Raw genomic sequence first — 17,168 nt, 5'->3', positions numbered from 1 at the left:
AGTCAAATCCTTGCTGCTAAATTCGGCTGGGTTGTCGCCGCCGGAAGGCCGTAACGTCAAGCGAAAAGCCGGTCATTTCGGGCTGAAGAACGGCTGGGTTGAACCTCGCGCGGGGCGCTGGCACCAAGGGGGATACGAGGAGACTTCGTGATGCTCTCAAGGTCCTGCCTGGCCATTCTGGCCGTCGTTCTATCGGTCGCCGGCACCCCGGCACGCGCCATGGTCTGCATGGAGAAGTCCATGACGCTGGACGAGGTCGTCGACACCATCAACGCCCAGAAGGGCTGCGAAAGCGCGATGAAGGTGTTTCAGGATTGCCAGTTGACCGCGAGCGGCGATGTCCAGCTCGGCGCCGCCGTCGAGAAGAAATGCGAGGCGGACTTCATGCCCGGCCTCAACGCTGCGCAGAAACAGGCCTATCAACGCGAGATGCGCGTCTGCGACCGAAAGTACCGGAATAAATCCGGCACCATGTATCTGTCGTTCGCAGCATTCTGCCGGGCGGAGGTCGCCCAGCGTTACTCGCAACGCGCGCTGCAGGCTGCGGGCCCCAAGAACCGCTAGTCAGGAATCGTTAGGCCCGCGCGCGAGAGACCTCAGGCCGCGAGCGCGGCCTTGGCCTTCTCGGCGATCGCCTGGAACGACGCGGGCTCGTTGATCGCGAGATCCGACAGCACCTTGCGGTCCACGGTGATGCCCGACTTGGCGAGACCGTCGATAAATCGGCTGTAGGTCAGGCCGAACGGACGCACAGCGGCGTTGAGACGCTGGATCCAGAGCGCGCGGAACGTCCGCTTCTTGCGCTTGCGGTCGCGGAAGGCGTACTGCTGGGCCTTCTCCACGGCCGGCTTGGCGGCGCGGATGGTGTTCTTGCGGCGGCCGTAGAAGCCCTTGGCGGCCTTGTAGACTTTCTTGTGCTTGGCGTGGGCGGTCACACCGCGTTTGACGCGAGACATGACAAAAATCCTTCAGAGATGACTTGGTTTTCGGATCGCCGCGGAAGGCGCGGCTGCGGTGGCAGTGATCGTGGACGCGATCAGGCGTTCGGCAAGAAGTACTTCTTGACGTTGTCGCCGTCGGTCTTGAACAGCACGCGGGTGCCGCGGAGCTGACGGATCTGCTTCTTCGTCCGCTTGATCATGCCGTGACGCTTGCCGCGCTGGGCGTGCATCACTTTGCCGGTGGCAGTCACCTTGAAGCGCTTTTTAGCGCCCGATTTGGTCTTCAGCTTGGGCATTTGGCTCTCCTAATGGCCACAGAAATCCGCCCGCGAAGGCGGCTGGCCGTCAAAAATGCTCGTTAGAGCGTTGATTGTGCTCAGGTTTCTACGAACAAGCGCGAAACCCGCACGGACACCGCCACGGCAGCCCTTAATCAGCCGGGCGATGAAGGCTGGGCTTATGCCAGAGCGGGAGCCTATTGGCAACGATGAACCGCCGAAACCCGCCCGCCGACTATCCGGAATTGCTATCCTCATGTCCAAGCCGTGTCGCCTGGAGCAGGACCAAAATGGCCCATTTCTCGCAATTAATCCCGCAATTTGTCCCGCAATTTACCCGCCCGCGCCGCCTGGCGCTGCTTGCCGTGCTCGCCGCCGCCGCGCTGCCGTCCACCGCCGATGCCCGCGCCGGCGGCTATGACGGCATCTGGAACGTCACCTTCGCCACCACCCGCGGCAATTGCAGCTCGGGCTACAGCGTCCCCTTCACCGTGACCGGCGGCCGCGTTTCGTCAGCCGGCGGCGGCCGGGTCTCGGGCAGGGTCAAGCGCTCCGGCATGGTGGCGGTCTATGTCTCGGTCGGCGCGTCCCATGCCAGCGGGGGCGGCCGGCTTGCCGGCGTAAACGGCGCCGGCTCGTGGCGCGGCATCATTTCCGGCGACCAGTGCAGCGGCACCTGGCACGCGACGCGAAGCTGACACACAAACGGCCCGCCGGAGATCCGGACGGGCCGTTAACTCTCAATCCCAAATAACTGGCGTCAGCGCGGCGCCAGCACCATGACGACCTGACGGCCTTCGAACCGCGCGTCCTGCTCGACCTTGGCGAGCTCGGCGACGTCGGTCTTGATCTTGTCCAGAAGCTTGGTGCCGATCTCCTGGTGCGCCATTTCACGGCCGCGATAGCGCAGCGTGATCTTGACCTTGTCGCCCTCTTCGAAGAACCGCTGCATCGCGCGCATCTTCACGTCGTAATCGTGATCGTCGATCATCGGGCGGAGCTTGATCTCCTTGATCTCGACGGTCTTCTGCCGCTTGCGGGCTTCGGCGGCTTTCTTCTGAGCGGAATACTTGTACTTCCCGTAGTCCATGATCTTGCAGACGGGAGGGCTGGTATTCGGCGAAATCTCGACCAGATCCATGCCAGCTTCCTGGGCCATCTTGATGGCGACGACGGTCTCGACCGTGCCTTTGTTGTCACCGGTCTGATCGATCAGCTGGATCTGCGCATTGCGGATATCATCATTGATGCGCGGCCCGTCTTTGCTGGCAGCGGGCGGAGCTTTATTAGGACGGCGAATGGGTGGTTCTCCAAAGTTGTGAAAGAAGCGGCTATTTTGAAGGAAGATGCGTTTGCCGGCAAGCAAGTCGCGTACGCGAAGCGAAAAACCCTCAAATGCGAGGCATTTTGGACACGCCCCCGGGCACGCTGACCGACATAGACACCTTGCCTCTGTTCCGCAAGCGTCCCAAAGGGCCAATGCCGGTGTCCGGCGGCACCGCGGAACACGCCCAGGCAGCTCAAACCACACAGCCAGAGTAAACGTTCCATGACCGATGCAATTCCCGATACCGTGCTCGATTTCATCGATGTGGGCGAGGGCGCGTCCGCGCGCAGGATCGCGGTGCGCCGCCGCGCCGGAAAGGGCCCCGGCCTCGTCTGGCTCGGCGGGTTCAAGTCGGACATGCAGGGCAGCAAGGCGCTGGCGCTGGACTCCTGGGCTGGGGATCACGGCCGCGCCGCGGTCCGGTTCGACTATTCCGGCCACGGCGAATCGGGCGGCGATTTCGCCGACGGAACCATCGGGCGCTGGCTGGAGGAGAGCGTCGCGGTGTTCGAGCGGTTCTGCGACGGCCCGCAGATCCTGATCGGCTCCTCCATGGGCGGCTGGATGGCGCTGCTGCTCGCGCGCGAGATCAGGAAGCGCCAGGAGAACCGGCAAGAGAACCAGCAAGGCAACGCGTCGCTCGCCGGCCTCGTGCTGATCGCGCCGGCGCCCGACTTCACCGAGGAGCTGATGTGGAAGAATTTTCCGGCTGCGGTGAAGAAGGAGATCGAGACCAAGGGCGTCTGGCTGCGGCCGTCCGAGTATGGCGACGGCTCGCCCTATCCGATCACGCGGAATCTGATCGAGGAGGGCCGCAACCATCTCGTGCTCGGCGGCGCCATCGATCTCGGCTGTCCCGTCCGCATCCTGCAAGGCGCACAGGACCCCGATGTGCCCTGGCAGCACGCGTTCGCGCTGACGCACCGTCTGCCGGCCGACGACGTCGTGCTGACCCTGATCCAGGATGGCGACCACCGCCTCTCGCGCCCGCAGGACATCGCGCGCATTCTTGCCGCGGTGGCCGAGATCGGGTGACGTGTCGTCGTCGCTGTCATTGCCCGCCTTGTGCGCAATTGCGCACTGGGGCGGGCAATCCAGTATTCCAGCAGCCGTTGTGCTTGAACCGAGAAGCCGCGGCGTACTGGATGCCCCGCCTGCGCGGGGCATGACGGAGAATGGGAGAAGCGCCGATGACCACCACCGCCATGCTGCGCGCCTTCTGCGACGCTGTCGAACAGCGCAACGGCCGCGCGTTTGCCGATCTCTTCACCGAGGACGGCGTCTATCACGATGTCTTCTACGGCGCGTTCGCAGGCCGCGAGAAGATCGCCGCCATGATCGATGACTGGTTCTATCGCACGGCGACCGACTTTCGCTGGGACATGCATGATCCCGTAACCGACGGCACCACGCTCTATGCGCGCTACACTTTCAGCTATCGTTCGACCTTGCCGGAAGCGAACGGCGCGCGTGCGATGTTCGAAGGTGTCGCGATCATGACGCTGAAGGGCGGCAGGATCGCGAGCTATCACGAGGTCGCCAACACCGCGCCGGCGTTCGTCGATTTGAAGTTCGCGCCTGAAAGAATTGCGAAGATCGTCGCCAGGCAGGGCGCGGAGCTGAAGGCGCGGCCGGAGATGAAGCGGCATCTGGCGTAGGCGCGACTCTCTCCTCTCGTCATTCCGGGGCGCGCCACTTGGCGCGAGCCCGGAATCCATTTCGCCTCTCGGCCTGCGGCTCGATGGATTCCGGGTCTGCGCCTGACGGCGCATCCCGGAATGACAAAGTCGAGAGACCTCGTATCTCTACCGCTTCGACGGATTCGCCATCGGCTTGCGCTGCGCCAGCGCGGCGACGGTGGCCGTGCCGATCGGGCCCTGTTCGTCGTAGAGCCAGCATTCGCCGATCGCGACACCGTCGGTGGCCTGGTGGTTCACCACATCGAAGCCGATCCAGTTCGTCACCGGCAGGCGGTGCAGATAGATCGTCACGTCGCTGTTGATGTAGCCGAGCCCCTTGTCGCCGGCGTTCGCAAAGGGGCTGGCGAAATCGGCACCAACAGCGACATGCACGAACGGCGTCATCGGCACGCCGGCAACGAGCTCGCGCACCTCGCTCATCCAGAGCCGGCGCGGACCGAGCGAGCCCATATGGCCGACGATCGGCCGCGTCGTCCATTTGCCGTGCATGCCAAGCCTGGGATCGGTCGGCTTTGGAATGTCGGCCGGTTTCGGCACGTCCCAGTTCGGCGGCGACCAGACATTGCCATCAGGATTCTGCGTCTTGCGCAGCAACTGGCACGACGCGCGCGCCATGCCGACGCCGCCGGAGACAAATTCCGCCTCGACCACGCGGATGCGCAGGCCGTCGCGCACGAGCCGCGTCGTCACTTCGATCGGCTTGTCGATCGTCGGCAGCCGAAACATGTCGACGGTCAGCCGCGCCGGCACGAATTCAGGGCCGGAATGGCGTTCCTCGATGGCGAAGCCGAGCAGGCCGACGATGACGCGTCCGTGCAGCGATTTCGGATCCCACGGGCCATTGGCGACTTCCGTCGGATGGAATGTATCGCCGTCGCGGGTGAAGAAAGGCATGTCTGTCATGACGCGCGAGCTTGAAGGAACGCGCGGGGAAATCAAGGGCGCCCGTTCTCCTCGTTCTCCGCTGTCATCGCCCGCGAAGGCGGGCGATCCAGTACTCCGAGACGGTTGTGGTTCAATCGATGGGCCTCGGCGTACTGGATGCCCCGCCTTCGCGCGGCATGACACCGAGAATTAGGTGGCGAGGTCCCACTCCTCACGCACGCCTTCGTCGTGCTCGTTGCCCATCGCGACGGATCTCATCGCCTCAAACGCATCCCGCGCCACCAACTGCGTCAGCGCCCACACCGCAGCACCGCGCACCAATGCGCTCTCATCCCCCAGCAATCGCCGCGCCTCCTCGGCCAGCGCCGCTTCTCCCGAGTTGCCGATCGCGATCAGCACGTTGCGCAAGAAGCGATCGCGGCCGATGCGCTTGACCGGCGACTTCGTGAACAGCGCACGAAACGCCGCATCATCGAGCCGCGCCAATTCGGCGAGGCCAGGCGCACGCAATTCGTCGCGCGCGGCGAGCTTGGCCTCGCGTCCCGCCTGCGCAAACTTGTTCCAGGGGCAGGCGGCAAGGCAATCGTCGCAGCCATAGATGCGGTTGCCGATGGCTTTGCGAAATTCGCGCGGGATCGGTCCCTTGTTCTCGATGGTGAGATACGAGATGCAGCGGCGCGCATCGAGCTTGTAGGGCGCGGGAAACGCCGCGGTCGGGCAGATGTCGAGACAGGCCTGGCACGAGCCGCAATGATCGATCTCGGCTGTGTCGCGCGGCAGGTCGAGCGTGGTGTAGATCGCGCCGAGGAACAGCCAGGAGCCGAACTCGCGCGAGACAAGATTGGTGTGCTTGCCCTGCCAGCCCAGATGCGCGGCCTGCGCCAGCGGCTTTTCCATCACCGCGGCGGTGTCGACGAACACCTTCACTTCCGACGGTGCGGCCGCGACCAGCCAGCGCGCCAGCGCCTTCAGGCGCTTCTTGACCAGATCGTGATAGTCGTCTCCTTGCGCATAGACCGAGATCGCCGCGCGCGTGCGCTGCTCGAGGATCGCGAGGGGATCGGCGTCGGGCCCGTAATTGACGCCGAGCATGATGACGCTGCGCACGTCCTGCCATAGCCCGCGCGGATCGACGCGGCGCTCCGGCTGCGCCGCGAGCCAGTCCATGTCGCCATGGCCGCCCGAGGCGATGAACTCGAGGAAATGCTTTCCGGCCGTCTCGATCGTGCCGGGCTCGGTCACGCCGATGCAGTCGAAGCCGAGCGCCTTTGCCTCGGTCGTCAACTTCGCCTTCAGTTCAGACAGATCGGCAGAGCTCAGAAATCCAGGTCCACATAGGTCCGCGACGCCGGCACGCCGGCGAGCCATTCGCTCAGCAGCGGGCGGAACGACGGGCGGGATTTCACCCGCGCGTACCACGCCTTTGCCGCGTCGTCCTCGCTCCATGGCACGTCGCCCAGATAGTCGATCGCCGAAAGATGCGCCGCGGCGGCGAGATCCGCGTAGGTGAGCCGGTCTCCGGCGAGGAAGTTACGCGTCTGCGCCAGCCAGCCGATATAGGCCAGATGATAGCGCACATTTGCCTTGGCGGCGCGCATCACGTCGGCCGAGGGCGCACCGCCGCCGTTCTCCTCGCTCATGAAGCGCTTGTAGATGCGCTCGGTGACGAGCGGGTGGGAGACCTCCTCGAAGAACTTCTCGTTGAACCAGGCCATCAGCCGGCGCACCTCGACGCGTTCGGGAAGCGTCTCCGGCATCAGGCGCTTGGGTCCCATCCCCGCGCCATAGACCTCGTCGACATATTCGGCGATGATCGCCGCGCCCGGTATCGGCGGCTGTTCCTCGTCCACCAGGACCGGCGTGGTGCCGGCGGCATTGAGCAGCAGGAATGCCTCGCGCCGTTCCCAGCTGCGCTCTTCGACCAGCTTGAGGTCGAGCCCGTATTCGCCCGCGATCAAGCGGATGAAGCGCGAATGCGGACAGAACGGATGATGAAACAGCGTAAACATGAAGCCTTTGACTATTTGATGGTGCTTAAGAATCCATCAATGTTTGTGCGGCGCCACACTAGTCCTTCAAAACCGCGAAGCAAGAGCGTGATGTCGTATTTTGCGATTGCAGCATGAAGGCGAATAGGCGAGAAGAACCCCGCTTTTCCAGCGGAAATGGACCGTAAATATGTCAGATGCAATACGGGCAGTGATCCTCGGCATCATCGAGGGTGTGACCGAGTTCCTTCCCGTTTCCTCGACCGGCCACCTCCTGCTTGCGGAGCGCTTCTTCCATCTCGGCGAAGGCGCCTTCTGGGATTCGTTTACGGTTCTGATCCAGCTCGGTGCGATCCTCGCGATCGTCGGGCTGTACTTCAAGAAGCTGTGGGATGTCGTGATCGGCTTCTTCACGGGCGACACCTATTCGCGCCGTTTCGTGATCGGCGTGCTGGTGGCGTTCCTGCCGGCTGTCGTGGTCGGCCTCGTCGCCGGCAAGTACATCAAGAGTGTGCTGTTCAACCCGTGGGTCGTGTGCTTCACGCTGATCGTCGGCGGCGCCATCCTGCTCTGGGTCGACAAGCTCGACCTCAAGCCGCGCGAGCATGACGCCACCCGGTTTCCGCTGCTGATGTATCTCTATATCGGCATCGCGCAGTGCGTGGCGATGATCCCGGGCGTATCGCGCTCCGGCGCCAGCATCGTCGCCGCCATGCTGCTGGGCGCGGACAAGCGCGCGGCGGCGGAGTTCTCGTTCTTCCTCGCGATCCCCACCATGATCGGCGCTTTCGCCTATGACTTCTACAAGAACCGCTCCGAGATGACGATGGACCACATGGGCATCGTCGCGATCGGCTTCGTGGTGTCGTTCATCACCGCGGTCATCGTGGTGAAGACGTTTTTGACATACGTCACCCGCCACGGCTTCGTGGTGTTCGCCTGGTGGCGCGTCATCGTCGGCACGCTCGGCCTGATCGCGCTGGCGTTGGGGCGATAACTCTCGAAAGCTTGCTGACGGCGCCGGTCCTTGCCGCAAGGACGGTGCGCTCCCTCTCCCGCTTGCGGGAGAGGGCTGGGGAGAGGGTCTCTCCGCAGAGAGACTCCCGATGACGAGAAAGCCCTCACCGGCGCGCGGGACGATGCTTCGCATCGCCCGGAACGCGCCGACCTCTCCCGCGAGCGGGAGAGGTTAACCGAGCCCGCGGCCTAAGCGGGGCTCAAATGCTCATGCGCTGGAACTGCCCGGCGGCGCGGAAGCGCCAGAGATATTGCGGAGCGATCGCTTCCAGCGAATCCGCCGTGATGCCGAGGCCTTCCAGCGTCAGCCCAGCCGCCTTCGCCGCATCCGACACGACATTGTCGCGCTCGAGCAGCGTGACCTGGTCGGGCGTCAGCTTGAACGCGCCCGGCGCGAATTGCAGGAAGTTGGCCTGGAAGCGGGCAAGCCCAAACGGCAACGGCACCAGCGTCGGCTTGCGAGCGGTGATCTCGAGGATGGCCTCGATGATCTCGCGCATGGTCAGCACCTCCGGCCCGCCGAGCTCGTAGGTTGCGCCCGCCTTGGCCTTGCCGTCGACCGCATCCGCGATCGCGGTGGCGACATCGCCGACATAGACCGGCTGCATCTTCGTCTCGCCGCCGATCAGCGGCAGCACCGGCGACATCCGGGCCAGCGCCGCAAAGCGGTTGGTGAACTGGTCCTCGGGGCCGAACATCACTGAGGGACGGAAGATCGTGGCCGACGGCACCGCGGCCAGGACCGCCGCCTCGCCGGCCGCCTTGGCCTTGGCGTAGCGCGAGGGCGATTCCGCGTCGGCGCCGATCGCCGAGACATGCACCAGGCGGGCCCCTACGGCGGCCGCCGCCTTGGCGACCGTCTCGGCGCCCTTGGCCTGGACCGCGTCGAAGCTCTGTTTGCCACTCTCGGTGAGGATGCCGACCAGGTTGATCACGACATCCGAATCACGCAGCGCCGCCTCGACCGAGGCGGGGTAGCGCAGGTTGGCCTGCACCACATGGACCTGCCCGACCTTGCCGGAGGGCTGGAGGTATCCAGCCAGTTCCGGCCGCCGCACCGCGACCCGGACCCGGTAATCGCGCTTGCACAGCGCCCGGACGACATTCCGGCCCAAAAACCCCGATCCGCCGAAAACCGTGACGAGAGTTTCCAGATTCGATGCCATGGGGATCTTTTCCTGAGGGAGAGTGCGCCTGACGAGGCTTGTATCGGGCCGGTTTGCGATGCGCAATCCGCAAGCCGAAACATGGCTCAAGCATGAATTGACAACGGCGTCACCGAACCGTAGTAACCGCCTCCGTGCCCCAAACGGCATGCCCAGGTGGTGGAATTGGTAGACGCGCTGGCTTCAGGTGCCAGTGGCTTAACGGCCGTGAAGGTTCGAGTCCTTTCCTGGGCACCATTTTGCGGGATCTGGACCCAAAATGGGGTCGCTCCCGGTCTGCGTCGCCGTCGCGAAGATCCCTAGGGGACAAATCCGCCCGCCCTCAGACCACCCTTTTCCCAGCCCTCTCCGCCACCGCCTTCTGCACAAAATACATCGCGACCAGCGACACCATCGCCGATGCGACGACGACGTAGCCGATCCGGTCGAAATGGATCAGCGAGCCGTCAGGCGCTTGCGCGATGATCGCGCCGGCGAGCATCGAACCGAGCCCGCCGGAGAGCTGCTGGAGTGAGGCGCTGATCGCGCTGAACGAGCCGCGCTGGCTGGGGTCGGGGATCGCCGACATCAGCGCCTGCGACGGGATCATGCGCGAGAAGATGCCGACGAACATCAGGACGTTGACGAGGATCGCGGTCGCGAGCGAGACGTGGCCGAGATGGGTGTAGATCAGCACCATGATGACAGACACCACGCTGCCGAAGACAAACGTCGGATATTTGCCGAACGCGTCGCTCGCCCTGCCGACCAGCGGCCCCGTGACGATGCTGAACAGGCCGGAGACGAGATAGATCGTCGGCAAATGCAGCATGTCGATGCCGAGATTGTTCACGGTGTAGGCGCTGGAGAACGGCATCAGCATGTACCCGCCCGTCGCCAGCAATGTCGTGACCGCGAAGGCCAGCGTGTAGCGCGTCTGTCCGACGGTCGCGATCAGATGGTGGAACGGGTTCTTGTCCTGCTTCAGCCGCAGATGCGCGTCGACCGGCTCCATGGCGAAGGCAATGATGGCGATCGCCGCGATCGACAGGCCGACGATCGCGGCGAAGCAGACATGCCAGTTCCAGTGATTGGCGAGAAACAGCCCGGCCGGAATGCCGAGCACCTGGCTCGCGGCGAACGCCGTCTGGACGAATCCCATCACGCGGCCGCGCAAATGCAGCGGGAACAGGTCGGTGATGATGGCCAGCACGACCGAGCCGATCACGCCGCCGAACAATCCGGTCACGATCCTGCCGAGCAGCAGCACATGGTAGGTCTGTGCCATTGCGCAGAGCAGGGTGCCGAGCGTGAAGCCGACATAGAAGAACAGCAGCAGGCGCTTGCGGTCGAAGCGGTCGGCAAAGCCGGCGGCCAAAATACCCGACAGTCCCGCGCTGAATGCGTAGGCCGACACCGCGACGCCGAATTGGGTGGCCGTGATGTCGAGCGCGGGCATCAGGATGGCGCCAAGCGGCGACATGATGATGAAATCGAGGATGATCGTGAACTGCGTGAACGCGAGCAGCGCGATGAGGAGCGCTTGGTAGCGCGAAAAGCCGCGCTGGCGGTCCTGTTGATCGTCGATAGGCGCAGCTAACGTCTGTTCGGTCATGACATCTCATTGGTGATGAGCGGGGCAAGGGCGCGGGGGATCGGCAACAGATGGGGTGGGTGGGGACGATTTTCACGGGGCGCATGACGCAAGTTGTGCCGGACCATGAAGCTCGCGCCGGGTTGTGGGATCCATGCAACAGCCCGGGGGCCGGAAGCCCTCCATCTCCGCTCGCAACCTTGATCGCGTGCCACGCACCTGCCGCCAGCTGCATGGCGGTGATCTGCCCGGCCCCGCGAGGGCATGACCGCGGTTGCGCGGACGGCCCGCAATGGCTACATCGCGGGCAATCCGAATTAGCCTATTGTGCCGACAGACCGATTCGACCCGAGGTTTTGAAACGCCATGACCGTACGCCTGCACCGCGGCGACCTGCCCGACCTGTCCCGCTACACCGGAGCGGTGGCGATCGACACCGAGACCATGGGGCTGAACCCGCACCGCGACCGGCTCTGCGTGGTGCAGCTCTCGCCCGGCGACGGCAGTGCCGACGTCGTGCAGATCCCCAAGGGCCACACCGACGCGCCGAACCTGAAGGCGCTCTTGGCCAATCCCGCAATCACCAAGATCTTCCACTTCGCGCGGTTCGACGTCGCGGTGCTGTACCAGAGCTTCGGCGTTATGACCGGGCCGATCTATTGCACCAAGATCGCCTCCCGCCTGACCCGCACCTATACCGACCGCCACGGCCTCAAGGACCTCGTGCGCGAGGTGCTCAATGTCGACCTCTCCAAGCAGCAGCAATCCAGCGACTGGGGCTCCGACAGCCTGACCGAGCCGCAGCTCGCCTATGCCGCCTCCGACGTGCTGCACCTGCACGCCCTGCGCGAGCGGCTCGACGCCATGCTGGTGCGGGAAGGCCGCACGGGGCTGGCCAAGGCCTGCTTCGACTTCCTGCCGACCCGCGCCTTGCTCGACCTCCAGGGCTGGGCGGAAGAGGACATTTTCGCGCATTCCTGACACCTCGACGGGCGGCTAGGTTGGGCCAATCGCCCCGTTTCGGACACTTTCGTATCGGCCTGTCCGAGGCTGCATATTCAGGCGGCGCCGGGTACAATGGCGCGCACTTGACCGGACCAGGCGAGCGACACCTCAGGAGCCCAGGTGAATTCGGCCCAGAATCCCACCTACGACGCCGCGCTTGCGGCGAAGTTTGCCAGCGCGGCGCGCCACAGCCGCCTGGTGCGGATTCTGCGCGTCGCGGTCCCGGGCGCGGTGCTGTTGTCCCTGGCCGCCATCGTCGGCGTCTCGATCTTCAATCCATTTCGCATGCTGTTGCCGAAGCTGCCGCTCGATTCCGGAAACCTGGTGGTATCGGGCACCAAGATCACGATGGAATCGCCGCACCTCGCCGGCTACACGCCGGACCGGCGGCCGTACGAGCTCTGGGCCAAGACCGCGACGCAGGACATCACCGACCCCGACCATGTCGATCTCTCGGACCTTCGCGCAAAGGTCCTGATGGAAGATCAATCGACCCTGTTCCTTGATGCCCGCACCGGCCGCTTCGACAACAAGCAGCAGCAGCTCGACCTGCACAAGGACATCTTCCTGCGCACCTCGACCGGCTATGAGGCGCGGCTGAACTCGGCCTTCGTCGACATGGGCAAGGGCACGGTCTCGTCGGACGAACGTGTCGACGTCAAGCTGACCAACGGCACGCTGACCGCGGATCGGCTGCGCATCACGGAAGGCGGAGATCTCATCCGCTTCGAGGGCAATGTGGTGATGCATCTGGACAAGCTGGATGACCCCGCCGCTGCTCAGCCCGCGCCGGCCGAGCCGGCGCCGCCGGTGAAGACACGTACGCCGCAGAACAAGTCCGCCAATTCAAAGTGATTTTCATGATCAGGTTTTTCCCGCGCAACGACAGCAAACGGTGCGCCGCCATCGGTGCGGCCGCGCTTGCCGCCACTGTCGCGCTGATGGCAACGGGCGCGGCGATCGCACAGAGCACGATGCAAGGCGTGCCGAATGCGATGCAGGGCTTCTCGCAGAACCGCGATCAGCCGATCCAGATCGAGGCCGCTTCGCTCGAGATGCGCGACAAGAAGAAGGAGGCGACCTTCGCTGGCAACGTGAAGGTCATCCAGGGCGACACCACCATGACCTCGAAGACGCTGGTGGTGTTCTACGAATCCGGCGGCGACAAGCCGGCGACGCCGCAGCCCGCGGCGAAGGGGGCCAAGGCGGCCCCGATGCAGTCGGCGACGCCGGGCCCGGGCGGCAGTTCCTCGATCAAGCGGCTGGAGGCGCGCGGCAATGTCGTGGTCACCCAGAAGGACCAGGTGGTCACAGGCGACACCGCCGTGTTCGACACCAAGACCAACCTCATCACCATGCTCGGCGGCACGGGTCAGGTGGTCCTGACGCAGTGCAAGAACGTGCTACAGGGTGACCGATTGGTGGTCGACATGACCACAGGCGTCTCGCGGGTGGAGTCGGACAGCGGCAAGGTACGGGGCCTGTTCGACCAGAACAGCAAGTGCGGAACGCAGGCGGGCCCTGGCTCAGGTCCAGCCCTGCAACTGCCGGGCGCAACTAAACCAAAGTAAATTCAACAGCTTGTGTCGGGCGCTCCCGATCCGAGGTTGAAGCTTGCCCGGCGAGACTGTATCTAGCGCGCAGGGCTTTCGAAGCGGGGTCCTCCGCTTACCGGGCGTGTTTCACTGGGCATGAGACATCCCTTCACCCATGCTGCGTCGGCGAATCGTAACGCCGCCGCGGCAGATCGCGCGAAGACCGCGCAAAAACTGCGCGAGGCTAGAAGGCGGGGATGGTCGATCTTTTCAGCATGTTCCGTCGGCGCCCCGCCAAGCGCGGCCGGCCAGGATTTGCGCGTCAGGACATCACCGCGCTCGGTGACAGCGTCGGCGGGCTGGTGGCGAGCCCCGTGCGCGACGCGCCGCCGATCGCCCGGGACCAGCCGATGCACGCGCCCGACCACTTTCAGGCCGATTATCAAACCGAGCCGCCGCGGGCGCAGGCGGTCCACCCGGTCAGGGCCGCCGCAAGGCCGAACGGCGCCGGCGGGCCGCAGCTTCTGAAGCGGCCGGGCTTCCTGGCTGTGCATAGCGTGGAAAAGGCCTTCGGCAGCCGCCAGGTGGTGCGCGGCGTCAGCATCTATGTGCGCCGCGGCGAGGCGGTCGGCCTGCTCGGTCCGAACGGCGCCGGCAAGACCACCGTGTTCTACATGATCACCGGCCTGATCAAGGCCGATCGCGGCGCGATCGAGCTCGACGGCCACGACGTCACCAAGCTGCCGATGTATCAGCGCGCGCGGCTCGGCATCGGCTATCTGCCGCAGGAAGCCTCGATCTTCCGCGGCCTCACCGTCGAGCAGAATATCCGCGCCGTGCTCGAAGTGGTCGAGCCTTCGCGCAAGAAGCGCGAGCAGCAGCTCGACTCGCTGCTCGACGAATTCAACATCACGCGCCTGCGCAAATCACCGTCGATCGCGTTGTCCGGCGGCGAGCGGCGCCGCGTCGAGATCGCGCGCGCGCTGGCGACGCGTCCGAACTACATGCTGCTCGACGAGCCCTTCGCCGGCATCGATCCGATCGCGGTCGGCGACATCCAGGATCTCGTCCGCCATCTCACCAATCGCGGCATCGGCGTGCTCATCACCGACCACAATGTGCGCGAGACGCTCGGCCTCACCGACCGTGCCTATATCGTCTATGCCGGGGAAATCTTGACCGAGGGCAGCCCGGATGAGATCGTCGCCGATCCGGATGTTCGCCGCCTTTACCTTGGCGAGGAATTCCGCCTCTAGCCTGTTTTTGCGCTACGTCAAGACGTGTACATCAGGCTCAGACTAGGATAAGCAAAAATCGGACCAACTTTTTGGGATCGGTTCTTGCTTCATGGCGCTCACGCAGAGATTAGAGTTCCGGCAATCGCAGTCGCTGGTCATGACGCCGCAGCTGATGCAGGCGATCAAGCTGCTGCAATTGTCCAATCTCGATCTCACGACCTTCGTGGAAGAGGAACTCGAGCGTAATCCGCTGCTGGAGCGGGCCAATGACGAGGCCTCCGGCGGCGAAGCCCCGGCCGAGGCCGGCCAGTTCAGCGATTCCGACGGCGGCCACAACGACGAGCCGGGCGGCGGTCCGGGCGAGGCGTTCGAGCCGGGCCAGGAAGAATGGATGAGCAAGGATCTCGGCACCCGCGCCGAGATCGAGCAGACCCTGGACACGGGCCTGGACAACGTCTTCTCCGAGGAGCCGGCCGAGGCCGCGGCGCGCAACGCCCAGGACGCCGCGCCGACCACCTACACGGAATGGGGCGGCGGCGCCTCCGGCGACGAGGACTACAATCTCGAGGCGTTCGTCGCCGCCGAGGTCACGCTCGGCGATCATCTCGCCGAGCAGCTCTCGGTCGCATTCACCGCGCCCGCGCAGCGCATGATCGGCCAGTACCTGATCGATCTCGTCGACGAGGCCGGCTATCTGCCGCCGGATCTCGGCCAGGCCGCCGAGCGACTTGGCGCCTCGCAGCAGGAGGTCGAGGACGTCCTGGCCGTGCTGCAAAAATTCGATCCGCCCGGCGTCTGCGCGCGCAATTTGAGCGAATGCCTGGCGATCCAGCTCCGCGAGCTCGACCGCTACGACCCGGCGATGCAGGCGCTGGTCGAGCATCTCGATCTTCTCGCCAAGCGCGACATCGCGGGCTTGCGCAAGGTTTGCGGCGTCGACGACGAGGACATCGCCGACATGATCGGCGAGATCCGCCGTCTCAACCCCAAGCCCGGCATGAAATTCGGCGCGGCGCGGCTCCAGACCATGGTGCCCGATGTCTATGTCCGTCCGGGTCCGGACGGCGGCTGGCATGTCGAGCTCAACAGCGACACCTTGCCGCGCGTGCTGGTCAACCAGACCTACTATTCCGAGCTGTCGAAGAAGATCGGCAAGGACGGCGACAAGTCCTATTTCACCGACGCGCTCCAGAACGCGACCTGGCTCGTGCGCGCGCTCGACCAGCGTGCCCGCACCATCCTGAAAGTTGCAACCGAGATCGTGCGCCAGCAGGACGGCTTCTTCACCCATGGCGTCGCGCACCTACGGCCGCTGAACCTGAAGGCCGTCGCCGACGCCATCCAGATGCATGAATCCACGGTGTCGCGCGTCACTGCCAACAAATACATGGCGACCAATCGCGGCACGTTCGAGCTGAAATATTTCTTCACCGCCTCGATCGCCTCGGCCGACGGCGGCGAGGCGCATTCGGCCGAAGCCGTGCGCCACCACATCAAGCAGCTGATCGATTCGGAAGCGCCGGCCGCGATCCTGTCGGATGATACCATCGTGGAACGGTTACGCGCCTCGGGCATTGATATTGCCCGCCGCACGGTCGCGAAGTACCGCGAAGCCATGCGCATTCCTTCCTCGGTGCAACGTCGCCGCGACAAGCAGAGCGCTCTTGGTAACGTCCTCTCTACCGCAATGTCCGATCGCTCCCGCAACCCCGAGCCGGCCTGATTGCGCTGGCGCCAAATCGCGCTACTCTCAATCTCCCATCGAGACCGATCCATGCGCGCGCATGATCCGGACCCGGAGGGCCGCGCCAGCGCCAGGTGTGCAGCGGTTGTCCGCATGGATCACGCGCAGACAAGAACCTAACCAGGTGAGGTTCACATGACTCTCCGCATTTCGGGAAAGAGCGTCAGTGTCGGCGAGGCCCTGCGCGGCCGCGTTTCCGACCGGACCGAAGAGGTCCTGCGCAAATATTTCGACGGCAATTATTCCGGCCACATCACGCTGAGCAAGGATGGCTTCGGCTTCCGGACCGATTGCGCGCTGCATCTCGATTCGGGAATTACGCTGGAGGCCGATTCGAACGCGCCGGACGCCTATGCCAGCGCCGACCAGGCGCTCGTGATGATCGAGAAGCGGCTCAAGCGCTACAAGAGCCGGCTCAAGGACCGCTCGGCCCGCAAGGCCCATGTCGCCTCCGCCGCTCTCGCGGCCATGGACGCCACCAGCTACGTGCTGGAGGCGCCGGGCGAGGGTGAGGACGAGGACGAGGTCACCGGCTACAGCCCGGTGATCATCGCCGAGGCAACCACCTCGCTGAAGCAGCTGTCGGTCAGCGAAGCCGTCATGGAACTCGACCTCAGCGGGGCACCCTGCCTGGTGTTCCAGCATGGCTCCAGCGGCCGGGTGAACATCATTTACCGCCGGGCCGACGGCAATGTGGGCTGGGTCGACCCGCCCGGAGGCAAGGCAGATGGCAAAGCGGGCGGTTAGGGCCGGATTCGGGCCCCGTACGAT

The 17,168-nt window shown here is 64.7% G+C and carries 19 protein-coding genes and 1 tRNA gene; 12 read left to right on the top strand and 8 right to left on the bottom strand.

Annotated elements, in window-relative coordinates; genetic code table 11:
• The first annotated feature begins 150 nt into the window (after nucleotides 1–150).
• Nucleotides 151–564, top strand: coding sequence for a hypothetical protein (locus AAFG50_RS41850; protein WP_028172474.1), 414 nt, complete (start codon nucleotides 151–153; stop codon nucleotides 562–564).
• A gap of 32 nt (nucleotides 565–596) precedes the next feature.
• Here the strand turns inward: AAFG50_RS41850 and rplT are convergent, their stop codons facing one another.
• Both rplT and rpmI read right to left on the bottom strand, forming a co-directional pair.
• The gene (rplT, locus tag AAFG50_RS41845) at nucleotides 597–956 is read right to left on the bottom strand and encodes a 50S ribosomal protein L20 (RefSeq protein WP_011083533.1); all 360 of its coding nucleotides are present in this window, start codon (nucleotides 954–956) and stop codon (nucleotides 597–599) included.
• Nucleotides 957–1,036: 80 nt separating this feature from the next.
• A complete protein-coding gene (gene rpmI / locus AAFG50_RS41840) occupies nucleotides 1,037–1,237 on the bottom strand; it encodes a 50S ribosomal protein L35 (protein ID WP_008539890.1) in 201 nt (66 codons plus the stop codon).
• A gap of 272 nt (nucleotides 1,238–1,509) precedes the next feature.
• On the opposite strand from rpmI, the gene AAFG50_RS41835 reads away from it, so the two are divergent.
• Nucleotides 1,510–1,917, top strand: coding sequence for a hypothetical protein (locus AAFG50_RS41835; RefSeq protein WP_028172475.1), 408 nt, complete (start codon nucleotides 1,510–1,512; stop codon nucleotides 1,915–1,917).
• Nucleotides 1,918–1,979: 62 nt separating this feature from the next.
• Here AAFG50_RS41835 and infC read toward each other — a convergent pair whose 3' ends face one another.
• The gene (gene infC, locus AAFG50_RS41830; protein WP_011083535.1) at nucleotides 1,980–2,519 is read right to left on the bottom strand and encodes a translation initiation factor IF-3; all 540 of its coding nucleotides are present in this window, start codon (nucleotides 2,517–2,519) and stop codon (nucleotides 1,980–1,982) included.
• Between the two features lie 249 nt (nucleotides 2,520–2,768).
• Here infC and AAFG50_RS41825 point away from each other — a divergent pair, with 249 nt between their 5' ends.
• Together AAFG50_RS41825 and AAFG50_RS41820 are read left to right on the top strand one after the other, a co-directional pair.
• A complete protein-coding gene (locus AAFG50_RS41825) occupies nucleotides 2,769–3,581 on the top strand; it encodes an alpha/beta hydrolase (protein ID WP_028172477.1) in 813 nt (270 codons plus the stop codon).
• A 155-nt stretch (nucleotides 3,582–3,736) separates the two neighbouring features.
• Nucleotides 3,737–4,204: a nuclear transport factor 2 family protein gene (locus AAFG50_RS41820; protein ID WP_028172478.1), complete on the top strand. Its 468-nt coding sequence runs from the start codon at nucleotides 3,737–3,739 to the stop codon at nucleotides 4,202–4,204.
• A 147-nt stretch (nucleotides 4,205–4,351) separates the two neighbouring features.
• On the opposite strand, the gene AAFG50_RS41815 is transcribed toward AAFG50_RS41820, so the two are convergent.
• From AAFG50_RS41815 to AAFG50_RS41805, 3 genes are all read right to left on the bottom strand, one after another.
• On the bottom strand, nucleotides 4,352–5,149 hold the full coding sequence (locus tag AAFG50_RS41815) for an acyl-CoA thioesterase domain-containing protein (protein WP_028172479.1): 798 nt from the start codon (nucleotides 5,147–5,149) through the stop codon (nucleotides 4,352–4,354).
• Between the two features lie 171 nt (nucleotides 5,150–5,320).
• Nucleotides 5,321–6,499, bottom strand: a complete 1,179-nt coding sequence (queG, locus tag AAFG50_RS41810; protein ID WP_028172480.1) for a tRNA epoxyqueuosine(34) reductase QueG — start codon at nucleotides 6,497–6,499, stop codon at nucleotides 5,321–5,323.
• Nucleotides 6,448–7,140, bottom strand: coding sequence for a glutathione S-transferase family protein (locus tag AAFG50_RS41805; RefSeq protein ID WP_342714111.1), 693 nt, complete (start codon nucleotides 7,138–7,140; stop codon nucleotides 6,448–6,450). The genes queG and AAFG50_RS41805 overlap by 52 nt, the downstream gene beginning before the upstream one ends.
• Nucleotides 7,141–7,309: 169 nt before the next feature.
• Between AAFG50_RS41805 and AAFG50_RS41800 the strand changes: the two genes are divergently transcribed.
• Nucleotides 7,310–8,116: an undecaprenyl-diphosphate phosphatase gene (locus tag AAFG50_RS41800; protein WP_011083541.1), complete on the top strand. Its 807-nt coding sequence runs from the start codon at nucleotides 7,310–7,312 to the stop codon at nucleotides 8,114–8,116.
• Between the two features lie 220 nt (nucleotides 8,117–8,336).
• Here AAFG50_RS41800 and AAFG50_RS41795 read toward each other — a convergent pair whose 3' ends face one another.
• On the bottom strand, nucleotides 8,337–9,302 hold the full coding sequence (locus AAFG50_RS41795; RefSeq protein WP_028172481.1) for a complex I NDUFA9 subunit family protein: 966 nt from the start codon (nucleotides 9,300–9,302) through the stop codon (nucleotides 8,337–8,339).
• A gap of 150 nt (nucleotides 9,303–9,452) precedes the next feature.
• Between AAFG50_RS41795 and AAFG50_RS41790 the strand changes: the two genes are divergently transcribed.
• Nucleotides 9,453–9,539 (top strand) — tRNA-Leu (locus AAFG50_RS41790).
• Nucleotides 9,540–9,624: 85 nt separating this feature from the next.
• Here AAFG50_RS41790 and AAFG50_RS41785 read toward each other — a convergent pair.
• Entirely contained in the window at nucleotides 9,625–10,896 is a 1,272-nt protein-coding gene (locus tag AAFG50_RS41785) for an MFS transporter (RefSeq protein ID WP_028172482.1), read from the bottom strand.
• Between the two features lie 345 nt (nucleotides 10,897–11,241).
• On the opposite strand from AAFG50_RS41785, the gene AAFG50_RS41780 reads away from it, so the two are divergent.
• The 6 genes from AAFG50_RS41780 to raiA all read left to right on the top strand — a co-directional run bounded on the left by AAFG50_RS41780 (nucleotide 11,242) and on the right by raiA (nucleotide 17,144).
• A complete protein-coding gene (locus tag AAFG50_RS41780; RefSeq protein ID WP_011083544.1) occupies nucleotides 11,242–11,856 on the top strand; it encodes a ribonuclease D in 615 nt (204 codons plus the stop codon).
• A gap of 144 nt (nucleotides 11,857–12,000) precedes the next feature.
• A complete protein-coding gene (gene lptC, locus AAFG50_RS41775; protein ID WP_028172483.1) occupies nucleotides 12,001–12,735 on the top strand; it encodes an LPS export ABC transporter periplasmic protein LptC in 735 nt (244 codons plus the stop codon).
• A gap of 5 nt (nucleotides 12,736–12,740) precedes the next feature.
• The gene (locus AAFG50_RS41770; protein ID WP_028172484.1) at nucleotides 12,741–13,451 is read left to right on the top strand and encodes an LptA/OstA family protein; all 711 of its coding nucleotides are present in this window, start codon (nucleotides 12,741–12,743) and stop codon (nucleotides 13,449–13,451) included.
• Between the two features lie 221 nt (nucleotides 13,452–13,672).
• Nucleotides 13,673–14,671 (top strand): LPS export ABC transporter ATP-binding protein, encoded by a 999-nt coding sequence (gene lptB / locus AAFG50_RS41765; protein ID WP_011083547.1) that lies wholly within the window; start codon nucleotides 13,673–13,675, stop codon nucleotides 14,669–14,671.
• Nucleotides 14,672–14,762: 91 nt separating this feature from the next.
• Nucleotides 14,763–16,376, top strand: a complete 1,614-nt coding sequence (gene rpoN, locus AAFG50_RS41760; RefSeq protein ID WP_011083548.1) for an RNA polymerase factor sigma-54 — start codon at nucleotides 14,763–14,765, stop codon at nucleotides 16,374–16,376.
• 156 nt (nucleotides 16,377–16,532) lie between these two features.
• Nucleotides 16,533–17,144 carry a ribosome-associated translation inhibitor RaiA gene (gene raiA / locus AAFG50_RS41755; RefSeq protein ID WP_011083549.1) on the top strand — a complete coding sequence of 204 codons (612 nt, stop codon included), beginning with the start codon at nucleotides 16,533–16,535 and terminating at the stop codon, nucleotides 17,142–17,144.
• Nucleotides 17,145–17,168 lie beyond the last annotated feature (24 nt).

Source organism: Bradyrhizobium sp. B039, from assembly GCF_038965675.1.
In the GTDB taxonomy this organism is placed as follows: domain Bacteria; phylum Pseudomonadota; class Alphaproteobacteria; order Rhizobiales; family Xanthobacteraceae; genus Bradyrhizobium; species Bradyrhizobium diazoefficiens.
This window is presented reverse-complemented; position numbering and strand designations above follow the sequence as displayed.

Bases quoted from the DNA above. Each gene is read 5' to 3' on its own strand.
- AAFG50_RS41795 (WP_028172481.1), bottom strand. From the start codon at position 9,302: ATGGCATCGAATCTGGAAACTCTCGTCACGGTTTTCGGCGGATCGGGG.
- raiA (WP_011083549.1), top strand. From the start codon at position 16,533: ATGACTCTCCGCATTTCGGGAAAGAGCGTCAGTGTCGGCGAGGCCCTG.
- AAFG50_RS41820 (WP_028172478.1), top strand. From the start codon at position 3,737: ATGACCACCACCGCCATGCTGCGCGCCTTCTGCGACGCTGTCGAACAG.
- AAFG50_RS41785 (WP_028172482.1), bottom strand. From the start codon at position 10,896: ATGACCGAACAGACGTTAGCTGCGCCTATCGACGATCAACAGGACCGC.
- rpmI (WP_008539890.1), bottom strand. From the start codon at position 1,237: ATGCCCAAGCTGAAGACCAAATCGGGCGCTAAAAAGCGCTTCAAGGTG.
- queG (WP_028172480.1), bottom strand. From the start codon at position 6,499: ATGGCTCGCCGGCGTGCCGGCGTCGCGGACCTATGTGGACCTGGATTT.
- rpoN (WP_011083548.1), top strand. From the start codon at position 14,763: ATGGCGCTCACGCAGAGATTAGAGTTCCGGCAATCGCAGTCGCTGGTC.
- rplT (WP_011083533.1), bottom strand. From the start codon at position 956: ATGTCTCGCGTCAAACGCGGTGTGACCGCCCACGCCAAGCACAAGAAA.
- AAFG50_RS41815 (WP_028172479.1), bottom strand. From the start codon at position 5,149: ATGACAGACATGCCTTTCTTCACCCGCGACGGCGATACATTCCATCCG.
- AAFG50_RS41805 (WP_342714111.1), bottom strand. From the start codon at position 7,140: ATGTTTACGCTGTTTCATCATCCGTTCTGTCCGCATTCGCGCTTCATC.
- AAFG50_RS41835 (WP_028172475.1), top strand. From the start codon at position 1,510: ATGGCCCATTTCTCGCAATTAATCCCGCAATTTGTCCCGCAATTTACC.
- AAFG50_RS41800 (WP_011083541.1), top strand. From the start codon at position 7,310: ATGTCAGATGCAATACGGGCAGTGATCCTCGGCATCATCGAGGGTGTG.
- AAFG50_RS41850 (WP_028172474.1), top strand. From the start codon at position 151: ATGCTCTCAAGGTCCTGCCTGGCCATTCTGGCCGTCGTTCTATCGGTC.
- AAFG50_RS41770 (WP_028172484.1), top strand. From the start codon at position 12,741: ATGATCAGGTTTTTCCCGCGCAACGACAGCAAACGGTGCGCCGCCATC.
- AAFG50_RS41780 (WP_011083544.1), top strand. From the start codon at position 11,242: ATGACCGTACGCCTGCACCGCGGCGACCTGCCCGACCTGTCCCGCTAC.
- AAFG50_RS41825 (WP_028172477.1), top strand. From the start codon at position 2,769: ATGACCGATGCAATTCCCGATACCGTGCTCGATTTCATCGATGTGGGC.
- lptB (WP_011083547.1), top strand. From the start codon at position 13,673: ATGGTCGATCTTTTCAGCATGTTCCGTCGGCGCCCCGCCAAGCGCGGC.